The organism is Marinobacter profundi, from assembly GCF_002744715.1.
Classification (GTDB): Bacteria; Pseudomonadota; Gammaproteobacteria; order Pseudomonadales; family Oleiphilaceae; genus Marinobacter; species Marinobacter profundi.
In genome coordinates this window covers 1-16,052 of sequence record NZ_KZ319375.1, presented here as the reverse complement: position 1 = coordinate 16,052, position 16,052 = coordinate 1, and the positions used below count along the sequence as shown (strand labels likewise).

Sequence of the window (16,052 nt, the reverse complement as noted above, 5' to 3'; positions counted from 1 at the left end):
TGTCAGTTTCCGGTTGTTGTTCAGATCAGCCGACCGTGGTGGGCAAAGGTAATGCGAAAGCAGCTCCCCGGCTGGCCATCGTCCAGCAGAGACAGATGGGCCTGATTAGCCTCGCACAGTTCCCGCGCCAGATAAAGACCGAGTCCGGTGCCACTTTTGTCGGTTGTGAAGAAGGGCTCAAATACCGAGGTGCGGTTCTCCGGGGAGATGCCCGGACCAAAGTCCCGCACGTCAACGTAGGCTTTCTGGCCATCGGCGGTGGCCCCTGCCGACAACTCCAGGCTAGGGTGGCCGCAGTGTTGCGCGCTGTAGCGCAGGCCATTGTCACACAAGTTGACCAGCACTTGCTCGATCTGGCTGCGGTCGAAGCGTGCCGGTGGCGTGCCCTCGGCAAGGTGGAGGCTGATCTCCGGGGGATTGGCACTGCCATTGGCACCGACGGTGTGCAGGTAGTCTTCGCGGAACTCACTGAGCCATTGCCCGACATCGATCAGGTCGGTATCGGCGGGCCGGCGGCGGGACAGGTCCAGTACGTTTTCGATGATGCCGTTAACACGTCGGGAATGACGCTGGATGATGTCGAGCATTTTACGATCGCTGGCCTCAAGGTGACCGGACTCCGCCATCAGTTGCGCGGCATGGCTAATGGCGCCAAGCGGATTGCGGATTTCATGGGCGATGCCTGCAGTCAGCCTTCCCAGCGAAGCCAGTTTCATCTGCTGGGCTTGCTGGGTCACTTTGCTGGTGTCTTCGATGAACACCAGGATCTGGTCGCCCCGTTCCTGGTCGAGGCGGGTGAAGCTGGCCTGCAGGACAGGGGAGCCGGGGGTTGGCTGAAAGGTTTCTACCCGCCGGTTGGGGTCCTGTAGCCAGTGGTTCAGGCCTTCCCGCAAGGTGACGGGCAGGGCGCGGCCCCGTGCCGGCAGCCGGTTGTCGTCCTCGACGGTGTGCTCGAACAGCATTTCCTCGGCAGCGGCATTGGCCAGCCGGATCTGTCCGAGGTGGTCCATGACCAGGATGCCGGTGCGCATGCGCTGGATAATCTGGCGGTTAATCTGTTCCAGTTCCGCCAGGCTCTGGGCCCGTGAGGAGGCAAGGGCTTCGCTGCGGATCATCCGCCGGGAAATGTATTGCAGAACAAAGGCGGCGGCAAAGTAGAGGATGCCCAGCGAGCCGGCCCGTACGATGTCGTCGGCGTGGGCGTCCAGTGCAATCACCGCCCACAGGGAAATGCCCAGCGAACAGATGGCGGCGAGGGCGGCATAGAAGGTGCCGACGCGGCTTGGCGTGAGAATGTTGCCAGCGGCAACGGACACAATCACCAGGTTGGCCAGCCCGTTGGTGATGCCGGTGCTGAACAGCAGCAGCCAGTGCATCATCAGGATGTCCGCCAGAATCGACAGGGTGATGTGGCGTTGCTGGGGCTGGAAGCCGGCGAACATGATCAGGGAAATAAAGCCGTTAATGGCCAGGTAGGTCACCACCCCGGCCTGGTAGTAGTCCAGCATCCGGAACCGGCTGTCGAAATTGGCCGGGTCGACAAACAGCAGGCCAAGTAACAGCAGGCTGATCACTACCCGGTAGTGGTTGTAGATGCGAAACAGCTTGCCGCGCTGGGCCAGCAGGGGGGCCTGTGGCCAGTTGCCGGTGCTGGGTGGAGCAGTATTGACCATTGTTTGCGGGTTTCCCGGGAGAATTCCTGTGCCTGAGGGGGTTATAATAGCCTTTTCATGGCAATGAGTTACAGGAGCCGCTTTATGTCCCGTCCCGCCGAAGCGCCAGCGCGCGCCGCCAGTTCCGCCCACCGCCTGCGACTGGTGATGGCGCAAACGGATTTCCTGGTGGGTGATATCCCGGGTAACACCCGTGCTGTGATCGAAGCGGTGCGCAAGGCCGAGCAGGACCATCAGGCGGATGTGGTGGTGTTTCCGGAGCTCTGCCTGACCGGCTACCCTCCCGAGGACCTGTTGTTGCGGCCCAGTCTGGACCTGCGCATCGAGGAGGCGCTGGACAGCCTGCTGCAGGAGGATTTTGCGGCGGTGGTGGTCATTGGTGCACCGGTCCGTCATGGCGGCCTGTTGTACAACGCGGCGCTGGTGATCGAGGGCCGGCAGGTGCGCGCCCGCTACTTCAAGCAGTTCCCTCCCAACTACCAGGTGTTTGACGAGAAGCGGTATTTCGCAGCCGGTTCGCAACCCTGTGTTCTGGACATTCGCGGGATCCCGGTGGGGATCACCGTGTGTGAGGATATCTGGCACGATGGTCCGGTGGAACAAGCGGCCGCCGCCGGTGCAAAACTGGTCCTTAATCTGAATGCCTCACCCTATGACATCGACAAGCAGGCCCGTCGCAAGTCGCTGCTGGAGCGTAAATCCCGCGAGAACCGGGTCAGCATCGTCTATACCAACCTGGTGGGCGGGCAGGACGAGCTGGTGTTTGACGGCGGCTCCATGGTGTTCGATCACTCTGGTGCCCTGGCGGTGGAGGTGCCCCAGTTTGCCGAAGGACTGTTCCCGGTGGAGTTTCTCAATGAGCACCATTGCCAGCCGGTGTCGCAGCCGCCGCTGGCCGAGCCGTCCCTGGAAGAGAATGTCTACCGGGCGCTGGTGCTGGGGGTACGGGATTACGTCAACAAGAACGGTTTCCGCTCGGTGGTACTCGGTCTCTCCGGTGGCATCGATTCGGCGCTGACCGTCGCAATTGCGGTGGATGCCCTCGGTGCCGAGCGGGTGAGGGCGGTGATGATGCCATTCCGCTACACCTCCAGCATGAGCCTGGAAGATGCCGAGGCGGAGGCAAAAGCACTCGGCGTACAGTACGACGTGTTCTCTATAGAACCGATGTACGATGCGTTCATGGCCACCCTGGCCGCGCCATTCAACGGCACCCGGCCGGATACCACCGAAGAGAACCTGCAGGCACGGCTGCGGGGCGTCTTGCTGATGTCGCTGTCCAACAAGTTTGGTTCGCTGGTGCTGACCACCGGCAACAAGAGTGAAATGGCGGTTGGCTATTCCACCCTGTACGGTGACATGGCCGGCGGGTTTGATGTGCTGAAAGATGTGCCGAAAACCCTGGTGTTCCGCCTGGCCCGTTACCGTAATACGGTGTCTGCGGTGATTCCCGAGCGGGTGATTACCCGGCCACCTTCAGCGGAACTGGCGCCGGACCAGAAGGACGAGGACAGTCTGCCGGGCTACGACGTGCTGGACCAGATACTCAATCTGTACGTTGAGCGGGATTTCAGTGCCGATGCCATCGTAGCGGAAGGCTTTGCGCGTGCCGACGTGGATCGCGTGGTGCGGCTGGTGGATATCAACGAATACAAGCGCCGCCAGGCACCCATCGGGGTGCGCATTACCGAGCGTGGCTTTGGCAAGGATCGCCGCTATCCGATCACCAACGGCTGGAAGAGCGGCAAGTGAGGGCCTTGGGCGGGTAGCTGGCAGGGCACCCGCCCGGGCCTATTATTCGTCGCCGAACAGGCCGAAGGTGATCACGCTGGTCAGCGAGCGGTTTTCCCGCTTAAGCTTGCTGGGCTGGAACTGCTTGTTGTCGTCAAAGGCATCGCTGTCCGGGAAGTTGGCTGCCAGCATGGCAATGGTATCGTCGGCGGCTTTGCTCAGGTCCATGGCCTGGTAGGTTTCCGCCAGAATAATCAGAGCCTCTTCCACGGCGGGGGACGTCGAGTAGTTTTCCACGACAAAACGGGCCCGGTTATTGGCAGCCACGTACGCTTCGCGCTTGATATAGTAGCGGGCTGCATGCACCTCCAGTTCGGCCAACCGGTTGCGAATGGCAATCATGCGCTGGCGGGCGTCCGCTGCATACTCGCTGGCGGGATAACGGTTAAGCAGTTCGGAAAAGTCCCGGAAGGCCTGGCGCTGCTCACCGGGATCGCGGGCGCTGACGTCGGTGGGGAAGTAACGGGCAGCCAGGCCAACATCGAGGTTGTACGAGGCGACTCCGCGCATATAGAGTGCATAGTCCGCGTGTTCGCTCTGCGGATTGAGGCGCAGGAAGCGGTCTGCCGCAGCCCGGGCTCCTTCCAGGTCGAGATTCTGGTAGCGGGCGTAGATAAGGTCCAGCTGGGCCTGCTCGGCGTAGCGGCCGAACGGGTAGTAGGTTTCAAGGAAATCGAGGTTCTGTTCCGCCTCGTTGAAGTTGCCCGAGTTCATGGCCTCGCGGGCTTTCTCGTAGTAGCTCTCCTCCGGCAGCACTTCCTCCTGTTTGTTGGAGGCGCAGGCGCTGATCAGTAACGCCATGGCGAACACTGCTGTAAAACGAACAAACGATCTCATGCCGGATTCCCGTATAATGATGAAGCGTCGGATTGGTTGGCCATTGTAGCGGGGTTGTCTGCCCTTGTGCAGTGTCCCGGTACCCTGAGCTGCCAATCCGGACCAAGCGTAACACCCAAACTGGCCCTGGGGCATGAATGACTGCTGAAAATCGTATTACTGCAACCTTTACCGTACCCTCGTCACTGAGCGACAAGCGCCTCGATCAGGCGGCTGCGGAGCTGATGCCGGAACACTCCCGGTCTCGCCTGCAGGGCTGGATCAAAAGCGGTGCCCTGACGGTAAATGGCAAGACCTGCAAGCCCCGGGACCGGGTAATGCTGGATGACCGGATCGAGCTGGATGCCGAGCCCGAAGCCCAGGTGAGCTGGGAGGCGGAGTCCATCACCCTGGATATCGTCTACGAGGACGAACACCTGCTGGTGATCAACAAACCCGCCGGCCTGGTGGTCCACCCGGCCGCAGGTCATGCTGCCGGTACCCTGGTGAATGCGTTGCTGCATTATGCCCCGGAGGTTGAAAACCTGCCCCGTGCCGGCATCGTCCACCGTCTTGATAAGGATACGTCCGGAATCATGGTGGTGGCCCGCAGTCTGATCGCGCATACCTCTCTGGTGGACCAGTTGCAGACCCGTACCATGGGGCGCGAATACGAAGCGGTCGTTGTCGGGACACTGACCGGCGGTGCGACGGTGGATGCACCTATCGGCCGCCACCCCCGTGAGCGCAAGAAGATGGCGGTGGTCGGTACTGGCAAACCGGCGGTTACCCATTATCGCCTGATCGAGCGCTTTGCCGCCCATACCCACGTCCGCTGCAAACTCGAAAGCGGCCGTACCCACCAGATCCGGGTCCACATGGCCCACGTTCGACATCCACTGGTGGGTGACCAGTTGTATGGCGGCCGGATTCGCCTCCCCAAAGGCACTACCGATGAGCTGCGGGAAGTGTTGTCCGCCTTCCACCGGCAGGCTCTCCATGCCCGCAAGCTGACCCTTGAGCACCCGGCAACCGGAGCGGAGATGAGCTGGGAAGTGCCCTTGCCGGAGGATATGGAGCGGTTGCTGGCCGCCCTGCGCAAGCACGTCCAGGATCTCGAGCGTGATGATTTCTGAGCAAACCCTCCTGATACCGGAGTGGCCGGCGCCCGCGAATGTCCGGGCGCTGTGTACGACCCGGTTGGGTGGAGTCAGCCCGGCACCCTGGGCGAGTCTGAATCTCGGCAGCCATGTGGGAGATGACGTTGCGGCAGTCCGGGAGAATCGGGAGCGCCTGGCGCGCTACTGTGGTATCGCAGGCCAGCGCTTTGGCTGGCTTGATCAGGTTCACGGCAACTCGATAGTCGAGTTGCCGGTCAGTGGCGTGCCACCGGCCGATGCCAGTTTCACGACCGTGCCGGACACGGTGTGCGCGATCCTCACTGCCGACTGCCTGCCGGTGCTTTTCTGCGATCGGGCCGGCACCCGGGTTGCCGCGGCCCACGCCGGCTGGCGCGGTTTGTGCGATGGCGTGCTGGAGCGCACAGCAAAGTCGCTTGGCCATCCATCCGGGCTGATGGCCTGGCTGGGGCCCGCGATTGGTCCGGCCTGTTTTGAGGTGGGGCCGGAGGTCCGGCAGGCTTTTGTCGGTTGCGATCCTCAAGCTGCGACGGCTTTTACGCCGACCGGTGCCCGCCCCGGTCATTTCATGGCCGACATCTATATGCTTGCCCGTCAGCGCCTGTCCGGCATTGGCCTGGCCGAGATCTATGGCGGAGGTTTATGCACTGTCAGTGACCCGGCCCGCTTCTTCTCCTATCGTCGTGACGGCCAGACCGGTCGCATGGCGAGCATCATCTGGCTTACCTGATACCGGTCAAGTTCCGGGCCATTAGCGTGCCCCCCAGCTTGAAGTCGGCCCGCGAGCCCCTACATTAAATGTCAAAGCAATCTGGTGTTGCCCGCCGATTTACCGGGCCGGTGGCACCGAACGACAGAGATTAGGGATCGACACACTATGCGAATCGACAAGCTTACCAGCCGGTTGCAGACCGCCCTTGCGGATGCCCAGTCCCTTGCGGTGGGCAAGGACCATAACTTTATTGAGCCTGTGCATCTGATGCAGGCCTTGCTGGACCAGGACAGCAGCTCCGTAAAACCGCTGTTGAAACAGGTCGGCGCAGATCCGGGCCGTTTGCGCCAGGCGGTTGCCCGGGAAATTGACAGCCTCCCCGTCGTCCAGGGGTCTGCGGGGGATGTCGGGATTTCCAATGACATGGGGCGGCTGTTCAATATTGCCGACAAGCTGGCCCAGAAGCGTCAGGACCAGTTTATTTCCAGTGAGCTGATGCTGCTGGCGGCGCTGGAAGACCGCGGTACCCTCGGTCGGGTGCTGAAAGAGCAGGGCGTCGATAGAGCGGCCCTGGAAAAAGCGATTGATGATATCCGTGGAGGCGAACCGGTGAGTGATGCCAGTGCTGAAGAGAACCGTCAAGCTCTGTCCAAGTACACGATTGACCTGACCGAGCGTGCCGCCGCCGGCAAGCTTGATCCGGTTATCGGACGTGATGATGAAATCCGCCGCACCATTCAGGTGTTGCAGCGTCGCCGCAAGAACAACCCGGTGCTGATTGGTGAGCCCGGGGTGGGCAAGACCGCCATTGTTGAGGGGTTGGCCCAGCGTATTGTGAACGGCGAAGTGCCCGACGGCCTGAAGGACAAGAAGGTGTTGTCCCTCGACATGGGCTCGTTGATTGCCGGTGCCAAGTTCCGCGGTGAATTCGAGGAGCGCCTGAAGGCAGTGCTGAACGAGCTGTCCAAGCAGGAAGGCCAGATCATCCTGTTTATCGATGAGATTCACACCATGGTCGGTGCCGGTAAGGCCGAGGGCTCGATGGATGCCGGCAATATGCTCAAGCCTGCCCTGGCCCGCGGTGAGCTGCACTGCGTAGGTGCGACGACTCTTAACGAATACCGTGAGAACATCGAGAAGGACGCGGCCCTGGAGCGTCGATTCCAGAAGGTTCTGGTCAGCGAGCCCAGCGAGGAAGACACCATTGCCATTCTCCGCGGCCTGAAGGAGCGCTACGAGGTACACCATGGTGTCGAGGTAACCGACGGCGCCATCATCGCAGCCGCCAAGCTGTCCCATCGCTACATCACCGACCGGCAGTTGCCGGACAAGGCGATTGATCTGGTAGACGAAGCTGCCAGCCAGATCCGCATGGAAATGGACTCCAAGCCGGAGGCGCTGGACCGTCTCGAGCGGCGGCTGATCCAGCTGAAGATCGAGCGTGAGGCGCTGAAAAAGGAAACCGACGCCGCATCAAAGAAACGTCTCGAGGAGCTGTCCGAGGTCATCGCCAAGGTTGAGCGGGAATACTCGGACCTGGAGGAGGTGTGGAATTCCGAAAAGGCAGCCCTGCACGGCTCCCAGAAGATCAAGAGCGACCTGGAGCAGGCTCGCATCGACCTGGAGAATGCCCGTCGCGCGAGTGACCTGGGCAAGATGTCCGAGCTCCAGTACGGCAGAATCCCCGAGCTTGAACGGCAGCTCGAAATGGCGGGGCAGGCCGAGATGCAAAAGATGGAACTGTTGCGTAATCGGGTGACCGATGAAGAAATTGCCGAGGTGGTGTCCAAATGGACCGGTATTCCGGTGTCCAAGATGCTGGAGGGCGAGCGCGACAAGCTGATGCGGATGGAAGAGGCTCTGCACGACCGGGTGATCGGTCAGGATGAAGCAGTCGAGGCGGTGGCCAATGCCGTGCGCCGGTCCCGTGCCGGGTTGTCTGATCCGAACCGGCCCAACGGCTCGTTCCTGTTCCTCGGGCCGACCGGGGTGGGTAAGACCGAGCTGTGCAAATCGCTGGCGTCGTTCCTCTTCGACACAGAGGAAGCCATGGTTCGAATTGATATGTCCGAATTCATGGAGAAGCACTCGGTGGCACGGCTGATTGGTGCCCCTCCCGGATACGTGGGCTACGAGGAAGGCGGTTACCTGACCGAGGCGGTGCGCCGCCGGCCGTATTCCGTGCTGTTGCTGGATGAGGTGGAGAAAGCCCACCCGGATGTCTTCAACATCCTGCTTCAGGTGCTGGACGACGGCCGCCTGACCGATGGCCAGGGCCGCACCGTGGACTTCCGCAACACCGTGATTGTGATGACGTCAAACCTGGGTTCTGACGTTATTCAGCAAAAAGCGGGTGAGGAAAACTACGAGGATATGAAGGCAGCCGTCATGGAAGTGGTCGGTACCCATTTCCGGCCGGAATTCATCAACCGGGTGGACGAAGTGGTGGTCTTCCATCCCCTTGCCAGCGATCAGATCCAGGGCATCGCGAAGATCCAGATCGGTATGCTCGGCAAGCGCCTTGGCGAGCAGGGCATGTCGCTGGTGCTGGACGAGGCGGCCATGGAGCTGCTGGCCGCTGTGGGTTATGACCCGGTATATGGTGCGCGACCGTTGAAGCGGGCAATCCAGCGGATGATTGAAAACCCGCTGGCGCAGCAGCTGCTGAAAGGTGCCTTTGTTTCAGGCGACACCATCCGCGTTTCGGTGGATGATCACAAGCTGGTGTTCAGCAAGGCCTGAATTTAAAGCGAGTTGCAACAAAAATGGCCGGGCATTTGCCCGGCCATTTTTGTTTTGCAGCGGCCCATGCTGGCCGCACGCTCAGTCTTCCGTGGGTTCCGGATCGCAGTTCTGGTCGGCGATTTCCTGGAACTTCACCCGTTGTTCTTCGATTTCCTCGGCGCTGAGGTAGCGCTGCTGGCCATCCTCCTCGATCCGGATACGACTGCTGGTACGCAGGATGCTCAGGTTGCTGCGGGCGGTCTCGCAATTGGCCTTGCGCTGCTTTTGTCGGGCTTCTTCCTGGGCGGACAGGCGTTCCTGCTCGGCAGTCTGTTCCTGCTCTTGCGCCATGCTTTCTACCCGGTCCTGTGGGCTTTGGCGTTTGACGGCTCCGGCGGGCGAGCCCGTGCGGACGTTCACCGTTTCGGCATTCTTGCCGGTAGGCTGGCGGTCTCCGAAGTGGGTGATACCGTTTTCGTCGGTCCATTTATAAACGGAGGCCGCGGTGGCAATGCCTGGTGTTACAGCAATAGCCAGGGCCAGGATGAAGGTTCTGGAATTCATGCCTTTACTCGCGATGGTTAGTCATTGGCAGAGGTCAGCGTCAGCCGGGCCTCCTTTATTTTCCCCATAATGCCACTGATCAGGCGGTTTTTTCCAAGCTTAGTTCAAAATCTGGAAGAAAGTATAAGGAGAGAATGCATACACCGCTATTGACAGGGAGTTTCGCCCTGTCAGAATTACCGATTGCCTGAAGACAGGGGTCAATACGGCAGGCAATCCCGAGCAAGTATCCCCCGTTAATTACCACACTGAACGTCCGCGAGTCTTTTCGTGGAATGGTTGTTGCTTACGTGCAACCCGTTGATTGGCCGTTTTCCGCAACCCTCAGGAGTACGGCCGGCCAGGAGACAACCTCTTTTTATACTGGTGTGGCGGAACGTCCGGCCCTGCTTCCACAAGAAGCCTGAGCCCGGGTATCCAGGCAACCGGGAGAATTCCCGGCTCATTCACTCGTAGCAGAGGGTAGAAAATCGTGGAGTTATTGTCTGGCGCCGACATGCTGATCCGGTCCTTGCAGGATGAAGGGATCGAATACATTTACGGCTATCCGGGTGGTGCAGCCCTTCATATTTATGATGCGCTGTTCAGGCAGGACAAAGTCAAGCATATCCTGGTTCGTCACGAACAGGCTGCGGTCCATATGGCCGACGGCTATGCCCGTGCGACCGGAAAACCAGGTACCGTACTGGTGACCTCGGGTCCTGGAGCCACCAACACTATTACCGGCATCGCCACCGCATTTATGGATTCCATCCCCATGGTGGTTCTGTGCGGTCAGGTCGCGTCCACCCTGATCGGTGAAGACGCCTTCCAGGAAACCGATATGATCGGCGTTTCCCGGCCGGTGGTGAAGCACAACCTCAGCGTGCGTCATCCGGAAGAGATCCCGGAAGTGATCCGTAAAGCCTACTATATCGCCTCAACCGGCCGCCCCGGCCCGGTGGTCGTGGACATCCCGAAGGATATGACCACGCCGAACGAGCGTTTTGAGTATGCCTTCCCCAAGAAGGTCAAACTGCGCTCCTACAACCCGGCGATCCGTGGCCATGCCGGCCAGATCAAGAAGGCTGTGGACATGCTGCTCGCCGCCCGGCGTCCGATCATCTATGCCGGTGGTGGTGTCATTCTGGGTAAGGCTTCCGATCAGTTGACGGAACTCGTGCGGATGCTGGGCTATCCGATCACCAACACGCTGATGGGGATTGGCTGCTATCCGGCGACCGACAAACAGCACCTGGGTTGGCTCGGTATGCACGGTACCTATGAGTCCAACATGGCGATGCACCATTCGGACCTGATCCTCTGCGTAGGTGCGCGGTTCGATGACCGGGTCACCAACGCCACCGAGAAGTTCTGCCCGGGGGCCCGTATTGTCCACATCGACATCGACCCGGCCTCCATTTCCAAGACCATTGATGCCGACGTGCCCATTGTTGGGCCGGTGGACGCCGTGCTGAAGGAAATGATCGCCCTGGTCCGGGAGAGCAAGGCCCGGCCGGACGCCGAGGCGCTGTCGGCCTGGTGGAAACAGATCGAGGAATGGCGTGCATTTCACGGTATGCGTTATGAGAACAACCCTGAGGTGATCAAGCCCCAGGAGGTGATCGAGACGCTGTGGCGGCTGACGAATGGCGACGCCTTCGTGGCTTCCGACGTGGGGCAGCACCAGATGTTTGCCGCCCAGTACTACAAGTTCGACAAGCCCAATCGCTGGATCAATTCCGGTGGCCTCGGCACCATGGGCTTCGGTCTGCCGGCGGCCATGGGTGTGAAGCTGACACATCCGGACGACGAAGTGCTGTGTGTCACGGGCGAAGGCAGCATCCAGATGAATATCCAGGAGCTGTCCACCTGCAAGCAGTACAACCTGCCGGTGAAGATCATCAACCTGAATAACCAGGCCCTGGGCATGGTCAAGCAGTGGCAGGACATGAACTACGAGTCCCGCCACTCCCAGTCGTACATGGAGTCCCTGCCGGATTTCATCAAGCTGGCGGAAGCCTACGGTCATGTTGGCGTGCGGATCGATCGCAAGGAAGATCTTGAGCCGAAGCTGAAAGAAGTCCTGGCAATGAAGGACAAGCTGGTGTTTGTTGATATCTATGTCGATCGGTTCGAGCACGTGTACCCGATGCAGGTCGCTCGCGGCTCGATGAAAGACATGTGGCTCAGCAAGACGGAGAGGGTGTGATCATGCGTCGAATCATTTCTGTTTTGCTTGAGAACGAACCGGGTGCCCTGTCGCGGGTGGTTGGGCTGTTCTCCCAGCGCAACTACAATATCGAAACCCTGACGGTGGCGCCCACCGAGGATTCGACCCTGTCACGGCTGACCGTAACCACGACCGGCTCCGACAAGGTTATCGAGCAGATTACCAAGCAGCTCAACAAGCTGATTGAGGTGGTCAAGCTGGTGGACCTGACGGAAGGCGCCCACATCGAACGGGAGCTGATGCTGGTCAAGCTGAAGGCCACCGGCTCCCAGCGCGCCGAAATCAAGCGCACGGTGGATATCTTCCGCGGCCAGATCGTCGACGTGACCAGCTCGGTTTACACTGTTCAGCTGGCCGGTGACAGTGACAAACTCGATGGTTTTATCCAGGCCGTCGGTACTGCCGGTGTGCTTGAAGTCGTGCGTAGCGGTGTTTCCGGCATTGCCCGCGGTGAAAAAGTACTGAGCCTTTAAGCAGCTCGCCAATCAATTGCACAAACATGGCTCCCCGGGGAGCCATCACAAAGAAGAGGTTTCTCATGCAGGTTTATTACGATAAGGATTGTGACCTTTCCATCATCCAGGGCAAGAAAGTTGCCATCATCGGCTACGGCTCCCAGGGTCACGCCCACGCGTGCAACCTGAAGGATTCCGGTGTTGACGTGACGGTCGCCCTGCGTCCGGGTTCATCCTCCATCGCCAAGGCTGAGGCCCATGGCCTGAAGGTAACTGACGTACCGACCGCCGTTGCGGCAGCCGACGTGGTTATGGTTCTGACTCCGGACGAGTTCCAGGCTCAGCTTTACAAGGCCGAAATCGAGCCGAACCTGAAGCAGGGCGCCACCCTGGCATTTGCCCACGGTTTTGCTATCCACTACAACCAGATCGTGCCGCGCAAGGATCTGGATGTCATCATGATCGCTCCGAAGGCTCCGGGCCACACTGTGCGCACCGAGTTCGTCAAGGGTGGCGGTATTCCTGACCTGATCGCGATCTTCCAGGACGCTTCCGGTAACGCCAAGAACGTCGCGCTGTCCTACGCCAGCGGTGTGGGTGGTGGTCGTACCGGTATTATCGAAACAACCTTCAAAGACGAGACTGAAACTGATCTGTTCGGTGAGCAGGCGGTTCTGTGTGGTGGTGCGGTTGAGTTGGTCAAGGCCGGTTTTGATACCCTGACTGAAGCCGGTTATGCGCCGGAAATGGCTTACTTCGAGTGTCTGCACGAGCTCAAGCTGATTGTTGACCTGATGTACGAAGGCGGCATTGCGAACATGAACTACTCCATCTCCAACAATGCGGAGTATGGTGAGTATGTGACTGGTCCGGAAGTCATCAACGAGCAGTCCCGCGAAGCCATGCGCAACGCACTCAAGCGCATCCAGAGCGGTGAGTACGCCAAGATGTTCATTTCCGAAGGCGCACACAACTATCCGTCCATGACGGCCGCCCGTCGCAACAACGCTGCCCACCCGATTGAGCAGGTGGGTGAGAAGCTGCGCGGTATGATGCCGTGGATCTCCGCGAACAAGATCGTGGACAAGAGCAAGAACTGAGCCTCCGGCCAGATCTGAAAAGCGCGGCCCAAGAGGCCGCGTTTTTTGTATATACTCCACTCACACGTTGTCCGGAATGATTGGAATGACTGACGAAAAAAAACACCCGGAAAGTGATCCGGTCGAAGTATCTGCCGTTAACCCGCCAGAGGAGTCCGTGGTTGATCCGGATTCCGGCGAAGTGGTCGAGGAGGAGTTGGTTGAGGGAGCGCCTGTTCGACGCAAGGGGATTTACCTGCTGCCTAACGCACTGACCACGGCGTCCCTGTTTTCCGGATTCTACGCCATCGTGTCTGCGGCCAATGGCGTGTTCGATAATGCCGCCATCGCGATCTTTGTGTCCATGATTCTGGATGGCCTGGACGGGCGGGTGGCACGCCTTACCAATACCCAAAGCAAGTTTGGCGAAGAGTACGACAGTCTTGCCGATATGGTGGCCTTTGGGGTGGCACCGGGGCTGGTGGCATTTTTCTGGTCCCTGAATAACCTGGACCAGTTTGGCTGGGCTATCACCTTTATCTATGTTGCCGGTGCGGCCTTGCGGCTGGCGCGTTTCAACACCCAGATCGGCTCGGTCGACAAGAAGTTCTTTGTCGGATTGCCGAGTCCGGCCGCTGCTGCCTGTGTCGCCGGGCTGGTTTGGTGTTTCCACACCTTCGAGCCTGCCGGATGGCTGACGGCCATGACGATCGTGGTGGTCGGTGGCTGTGGGGTGTTGATGGTGAGCAACATCCTTTACCGCAGTTTCAAAGATCTGGATATGCGTGGTCGGGTACCGTTTGCTGCAATTTTGCTGGTGGTGCTGATTTTTGTAGTGATCGCCCTGGACCCGGCAACCGTATTGTTCAGTGGTTTCCTGATCTATGCGTTGTCCGGCCCGTTCCGTGCCCTGGTAAGAAAGCCCCGCCGCCAGTAGTTATCCCCTCCGCTGTTGTCCGGCGCGGAATCAGTGGGCCGGAAACACGAAGATATTCCCCTGGCGGTGTCGCCGTCGGGGGGAATTTCCAGGCATTTCTCCGGTCAACCGTAGTGTCCATTCGGCGGTTAGTGGAGATGCTGCATGCTTATCAAGAACAGTCCTGCCTGGGCCTTGCCCGAGAATGACGTTACCCCGGAAGCGATCTACCTGAACCGCCGTTCCTTTATGGTGAGTGCGCTTGCTGCGTCAGCCGGGGTAGCTTTGCCCGGGCTGCTCGCGGCAGCGTCGGTGCCGGGCAAGGAGCTTCCGTCGATGTCTCGCCCGGAAATGTCGACTTCCGAGAAGCTTACGCCATACGAAGACGTTGTCCGGTACAACAATTTCTATGAGTTCGGCACCGGCAAGGATGATCCGGCCCGCTATGCGGGGGAAATGTCGGTCAGTCCATGGACGGTGAAAGTCGACGGCGCCTGTGGCCGGCCCGGAACCTATAACCTTGAAGACCTGTTGCAGCCGTCGCAGTACGAAGAGCGGATTTATCGTCTGCGGTGTGTGGAGGCCTGGTCCATGGTGATTCCGTGGGTCGGCGTCCCCCTGGCCGGGCTTCTCAAGCGCTTTGAGCCGGCATCCTCGGCCAGGTACGTGTACTTCGAGACACTGCACGATCCGGAGCAGATGCGAGGACAACGGTCGCTGTTCAGTACCATTGACTGGCCCTACCGGGAAGGTTTGCGTGTGGACGAAGCCATGAATGAATTGGCATTTTTGGCGGTGGGTCTTTATGGCAGGGAGTTGCCAAACCAGAACGGTGCTCCGTTGCGTCTGGTGGTACCCTGGAAGTACGGCTTCAAGAGCATCAAGTCGATTGTGCGGATCCGTTTTCAGGAAGAGCGGCCGAAAACAACCTGGGAGCTTATCGCGCCCCAGGAGTATGGTTTCTATGCCAATGTTAATCCGGAGGTAGATCATCCCCGCTGGAGTCAGAAGCGAGAGCGTCGGTTACCTTCTGGCTTGCTGAGCCCTAACTGGCGGGAGACGGTGAAATTTAACGGGTATGGGGAGCAGGTTAGCCACCTCTACAAAGGGATGGATCTGGAGAAGTTCTATTGATGGGGATGGCAGGTGCTGTGCTGAATCGTCCTCGAGCGGTGCGGGCATTCAAAGTGTTGGTGGCGTTCATGGCGTTTCTGCCCTTGGCAATTCTGTTGTCTCGGCTGGTTGGCAGTGGTCTGGGCCCGGACCCGGGGCAGCAGATTACCGAAAGCTTGGGGATTGCTGCCTTCCAGTTGCTACTGGCGACCCTGGCATTAACGCCGCTGAAGCGCTGGACTGGTTGGGTGGGGTGGCTCAGAGTTCGCCGAATGCTGGGATTGTTCACGTTTTTCTATGCTGTTCTGCACCTGCTGGCATTTCTCCAGTTTATTCTTGGCTGGGGTGATGTGTGGGCGACCTTTACCAAGCGGCCATACATCATTGCTGGTTTTCTGGCGTTCGTGTTGCTGATCCCGTTGGCCGTCACGTCGACGAATAGCATGATGCGACGCTTGGGTCGGCGCTGGAAAACCCTTCACCGATCCGTTTATGTGATTGTCCTGTTGGCGTGGGTGCATTTTTTCTGGCAGGCGCGCAGTGACATTGGCGAAATGCTGGCTTATGGGGTGGTTGTTCTGGTTCTGTTGGTGGTAAGAGTGCGATGGTCGCGCCTGCTTAGGGCAGGGAGGCGCGGAGCACCCTCTGCATAGGTTGTTTTCTGAACGCATTGGGTGCATTCTGAACAATGGCGTAGGGGGAATCCGAGATAAGTTGAAGATTGTTGATAAACCCCGTTGACACCCCGGCTGGGGTCTGTAGAATGCGCATCTCTTTCGAGGGGCAAGCCACTAGGGCGGGCCAAAAATCGAAAGACAACCGTTTGAAAGTATTGAAGAAATTGAGTTTGAAAGTTCT

At 59.4% G+C, this 16,052-nt stretch carries 13 protein-coding genes; 10 read left to right on the top strand and 3 right to left on the bottom strand.

Annotation, left to right across the window (positions count from 1 at the left end; translation table 11 throughout):
• Positions 1–20 precede the first annotated feature (20 nt).
• Entirely contained in the window at positions 21–1,673 is a 1,653-nt protein-coding gene (locus CLH61_RS15320) for a sensor histidine kinase (RefSeq protein ID WP_099615644.1), read from the bottom strand.
• Positions 1,674–1,757: 84 nt separating this feature from the next.
• Between CLH61_RS15320 and CLH61_RS15315 the strand changes: the two genes are divergently transcribed.
• Positions 1,758–3,425, top strand: coding sequence for an NAD+ synthase (locus CLH61_RS15315; protein ID WP_099615643.1), 1,668 nt, complete (start codon positions 1,758–1,760; stop codon positions 3,423–3,425).
• A gap of 42 nt (positions 3,426–3,467) precedes the next feature.
• Here CLH61_RS15315 and CLH61_RS15310 read toward each other — a convergent pair whose 3' ends face one another.
• Positions 3,468–4,301, bottom strand: coding sequence for an outer membrane protein assembly factor BamD (locus tag CLH61_RS15310; protein WP_099615642.1), 834 nt, complete (start codon positions 4,299–4,301; stop codon positions 3,468–3,470).
• Between the two features lie 137 nt (positions 4,302–4,438).
• Here CLH61_RS15310 and rluD point away from each other — a divergent pair, with 137 nt between their 5' ends.
• The 3 genes from rluD (at position 4,439) to clpB (ending at position 8,873) form a co-directional block, all read left to right on the top strand.
• Positions 4,439–5,416 (top strand): 23S rRNA pseudouridine(1911/1915/1917) synthase RluD, encoded by a 978-nt coding sequence (gene rluD / locus CLH61_RS15305; protein WP_099615641.1) that lies wholly within the window; start codon positions 4,439–4,441, stop codon positions 5,414–5,416.
• A complete protein-coding gene (gene pgeF, locus CLH61_RS15300) occupies positions 5,406–6,149 on the top strand; it encodes a peptidoglycan editing factor PgeF (protein ID WP_099615640.1) in 744 nt (247 codons plus the stop codon). Before rluD ends, pgeF begins: the two co-directional genes overlap by 11 nt.
• 147 nt (positions 6,150–6,296) lie before the next feature.
• Positions 6,297–8,873, top strand: a complete 2,577-nt coding sequence (gene clpB / locus CLH61_RS15295; protein WP_099615639.1) for an ATP-dependent chaperone ClpB — start codon at positions 6,297–6,299, stop codon at positions 8,871–8,873.
• An 81-nt stretch (positions 8,874–8,954) separates the two neighbouring features.
• Here the strand turns inward: clpB and CLH61_RS15290 are convergent, their stop codons facing one another.
• Positions 8,955–9,419 (bottom strand): DUF4124 domain-containing protein, encoded by a 465-nt coding sequence (locus CLH61_RS15290; protein WP_099615638.1) that lies wholly within the window; start codon positions 9,417–9,419, stop codon positions 8,955–8,957.
• Between the two features lie 472 nt (positions 9,420–9,891).
• Between CLH61_RS15290 and CLH61_RS15285 the strand changes: the two genes are divergently transcribed.
• From CLH61_RS15285 to CLH61_RS15260, 6 genes are all read left to right on the top strand, one after another.
• Positions 9,892–11,610 carry an acetolactate synthase 3 large subunit gene (locus CLH61_RS15285; RefSeq protein ID WP_099615637.1) on the top strand — a complete coding sequence of 573 codons (1,719 nt, stop codon included), beginning with the start codon at positions 9,892–9,894 and terminating at the stop codon, positions 11,608–11,610.
• 2 nt (positions 11,611–11,612) lie between these two features.
• Entirely contained in the window at positions 11,613–12,104 is a 492-nt protein-coding gene (gene ilvN, locus CLH61_RS15280; protein WP_099615636.1) for an acetolactate synthase small subunit, read from the top strand.
• Between the two features lie 65 nt (positions 12,105–12,169).
• Positions 12,170–13,186, top strand: coding sequence for a ketol-acid reductoisomerase (ilvC, locus tag CLH61_RS15275; RefSeq protein ID WP_099615635.1), 1,017 nt, complete (start codon positions 12,170–12,172; stop codon positions 13,184–13,186).
• Positions 13,187–13,271: 85 nt separating this feature from the next.
• Positions 13,272–14,102, top strand: coding sequence for a CDP-diacylglycerol--serine O-phosphatidyltransferase (pssA, locus tag CLH61_RS15270; protein WP_099615634.1), 831 nt, complete (start codon positions 13,272–13,274; stop codon positions 14,100–14,102).
• A 144-nt stretch (positions 14,103–14,246) separates the two neighbouring features.
• Positions 14,247–15,215 carry a protein-methionine-sulfoxide reductase catalytic subunit MsrP gene (msrP, locus tag CLH61_RS15265; RefSeq protein ID WP_099615633.1) on the top strand — a complete coding sequence of 323 codons (969 nt, stop codon included), beginning with the start codon at positions 14,247–14,249 and terminating at the stop codon, positions 15,213–15,215.
• Positions 15,215–15,847, top strand: coding sequence for a protein-methionine-sulfoxide reductase heme-binding subunit MsrQ (locus CLH61_RS15260; RefSeq protein ID WP_228152674.1), 633 nt, complete (start codon positions 15,215–15,217; stop codon positions 15,845–15,847). Before msrP ends, CLH61_RS15260 begins: the two co-directional genes overlap by 1 nt.
• Positions 15,848–16,052: the final 205 nt, after the last annotated feature.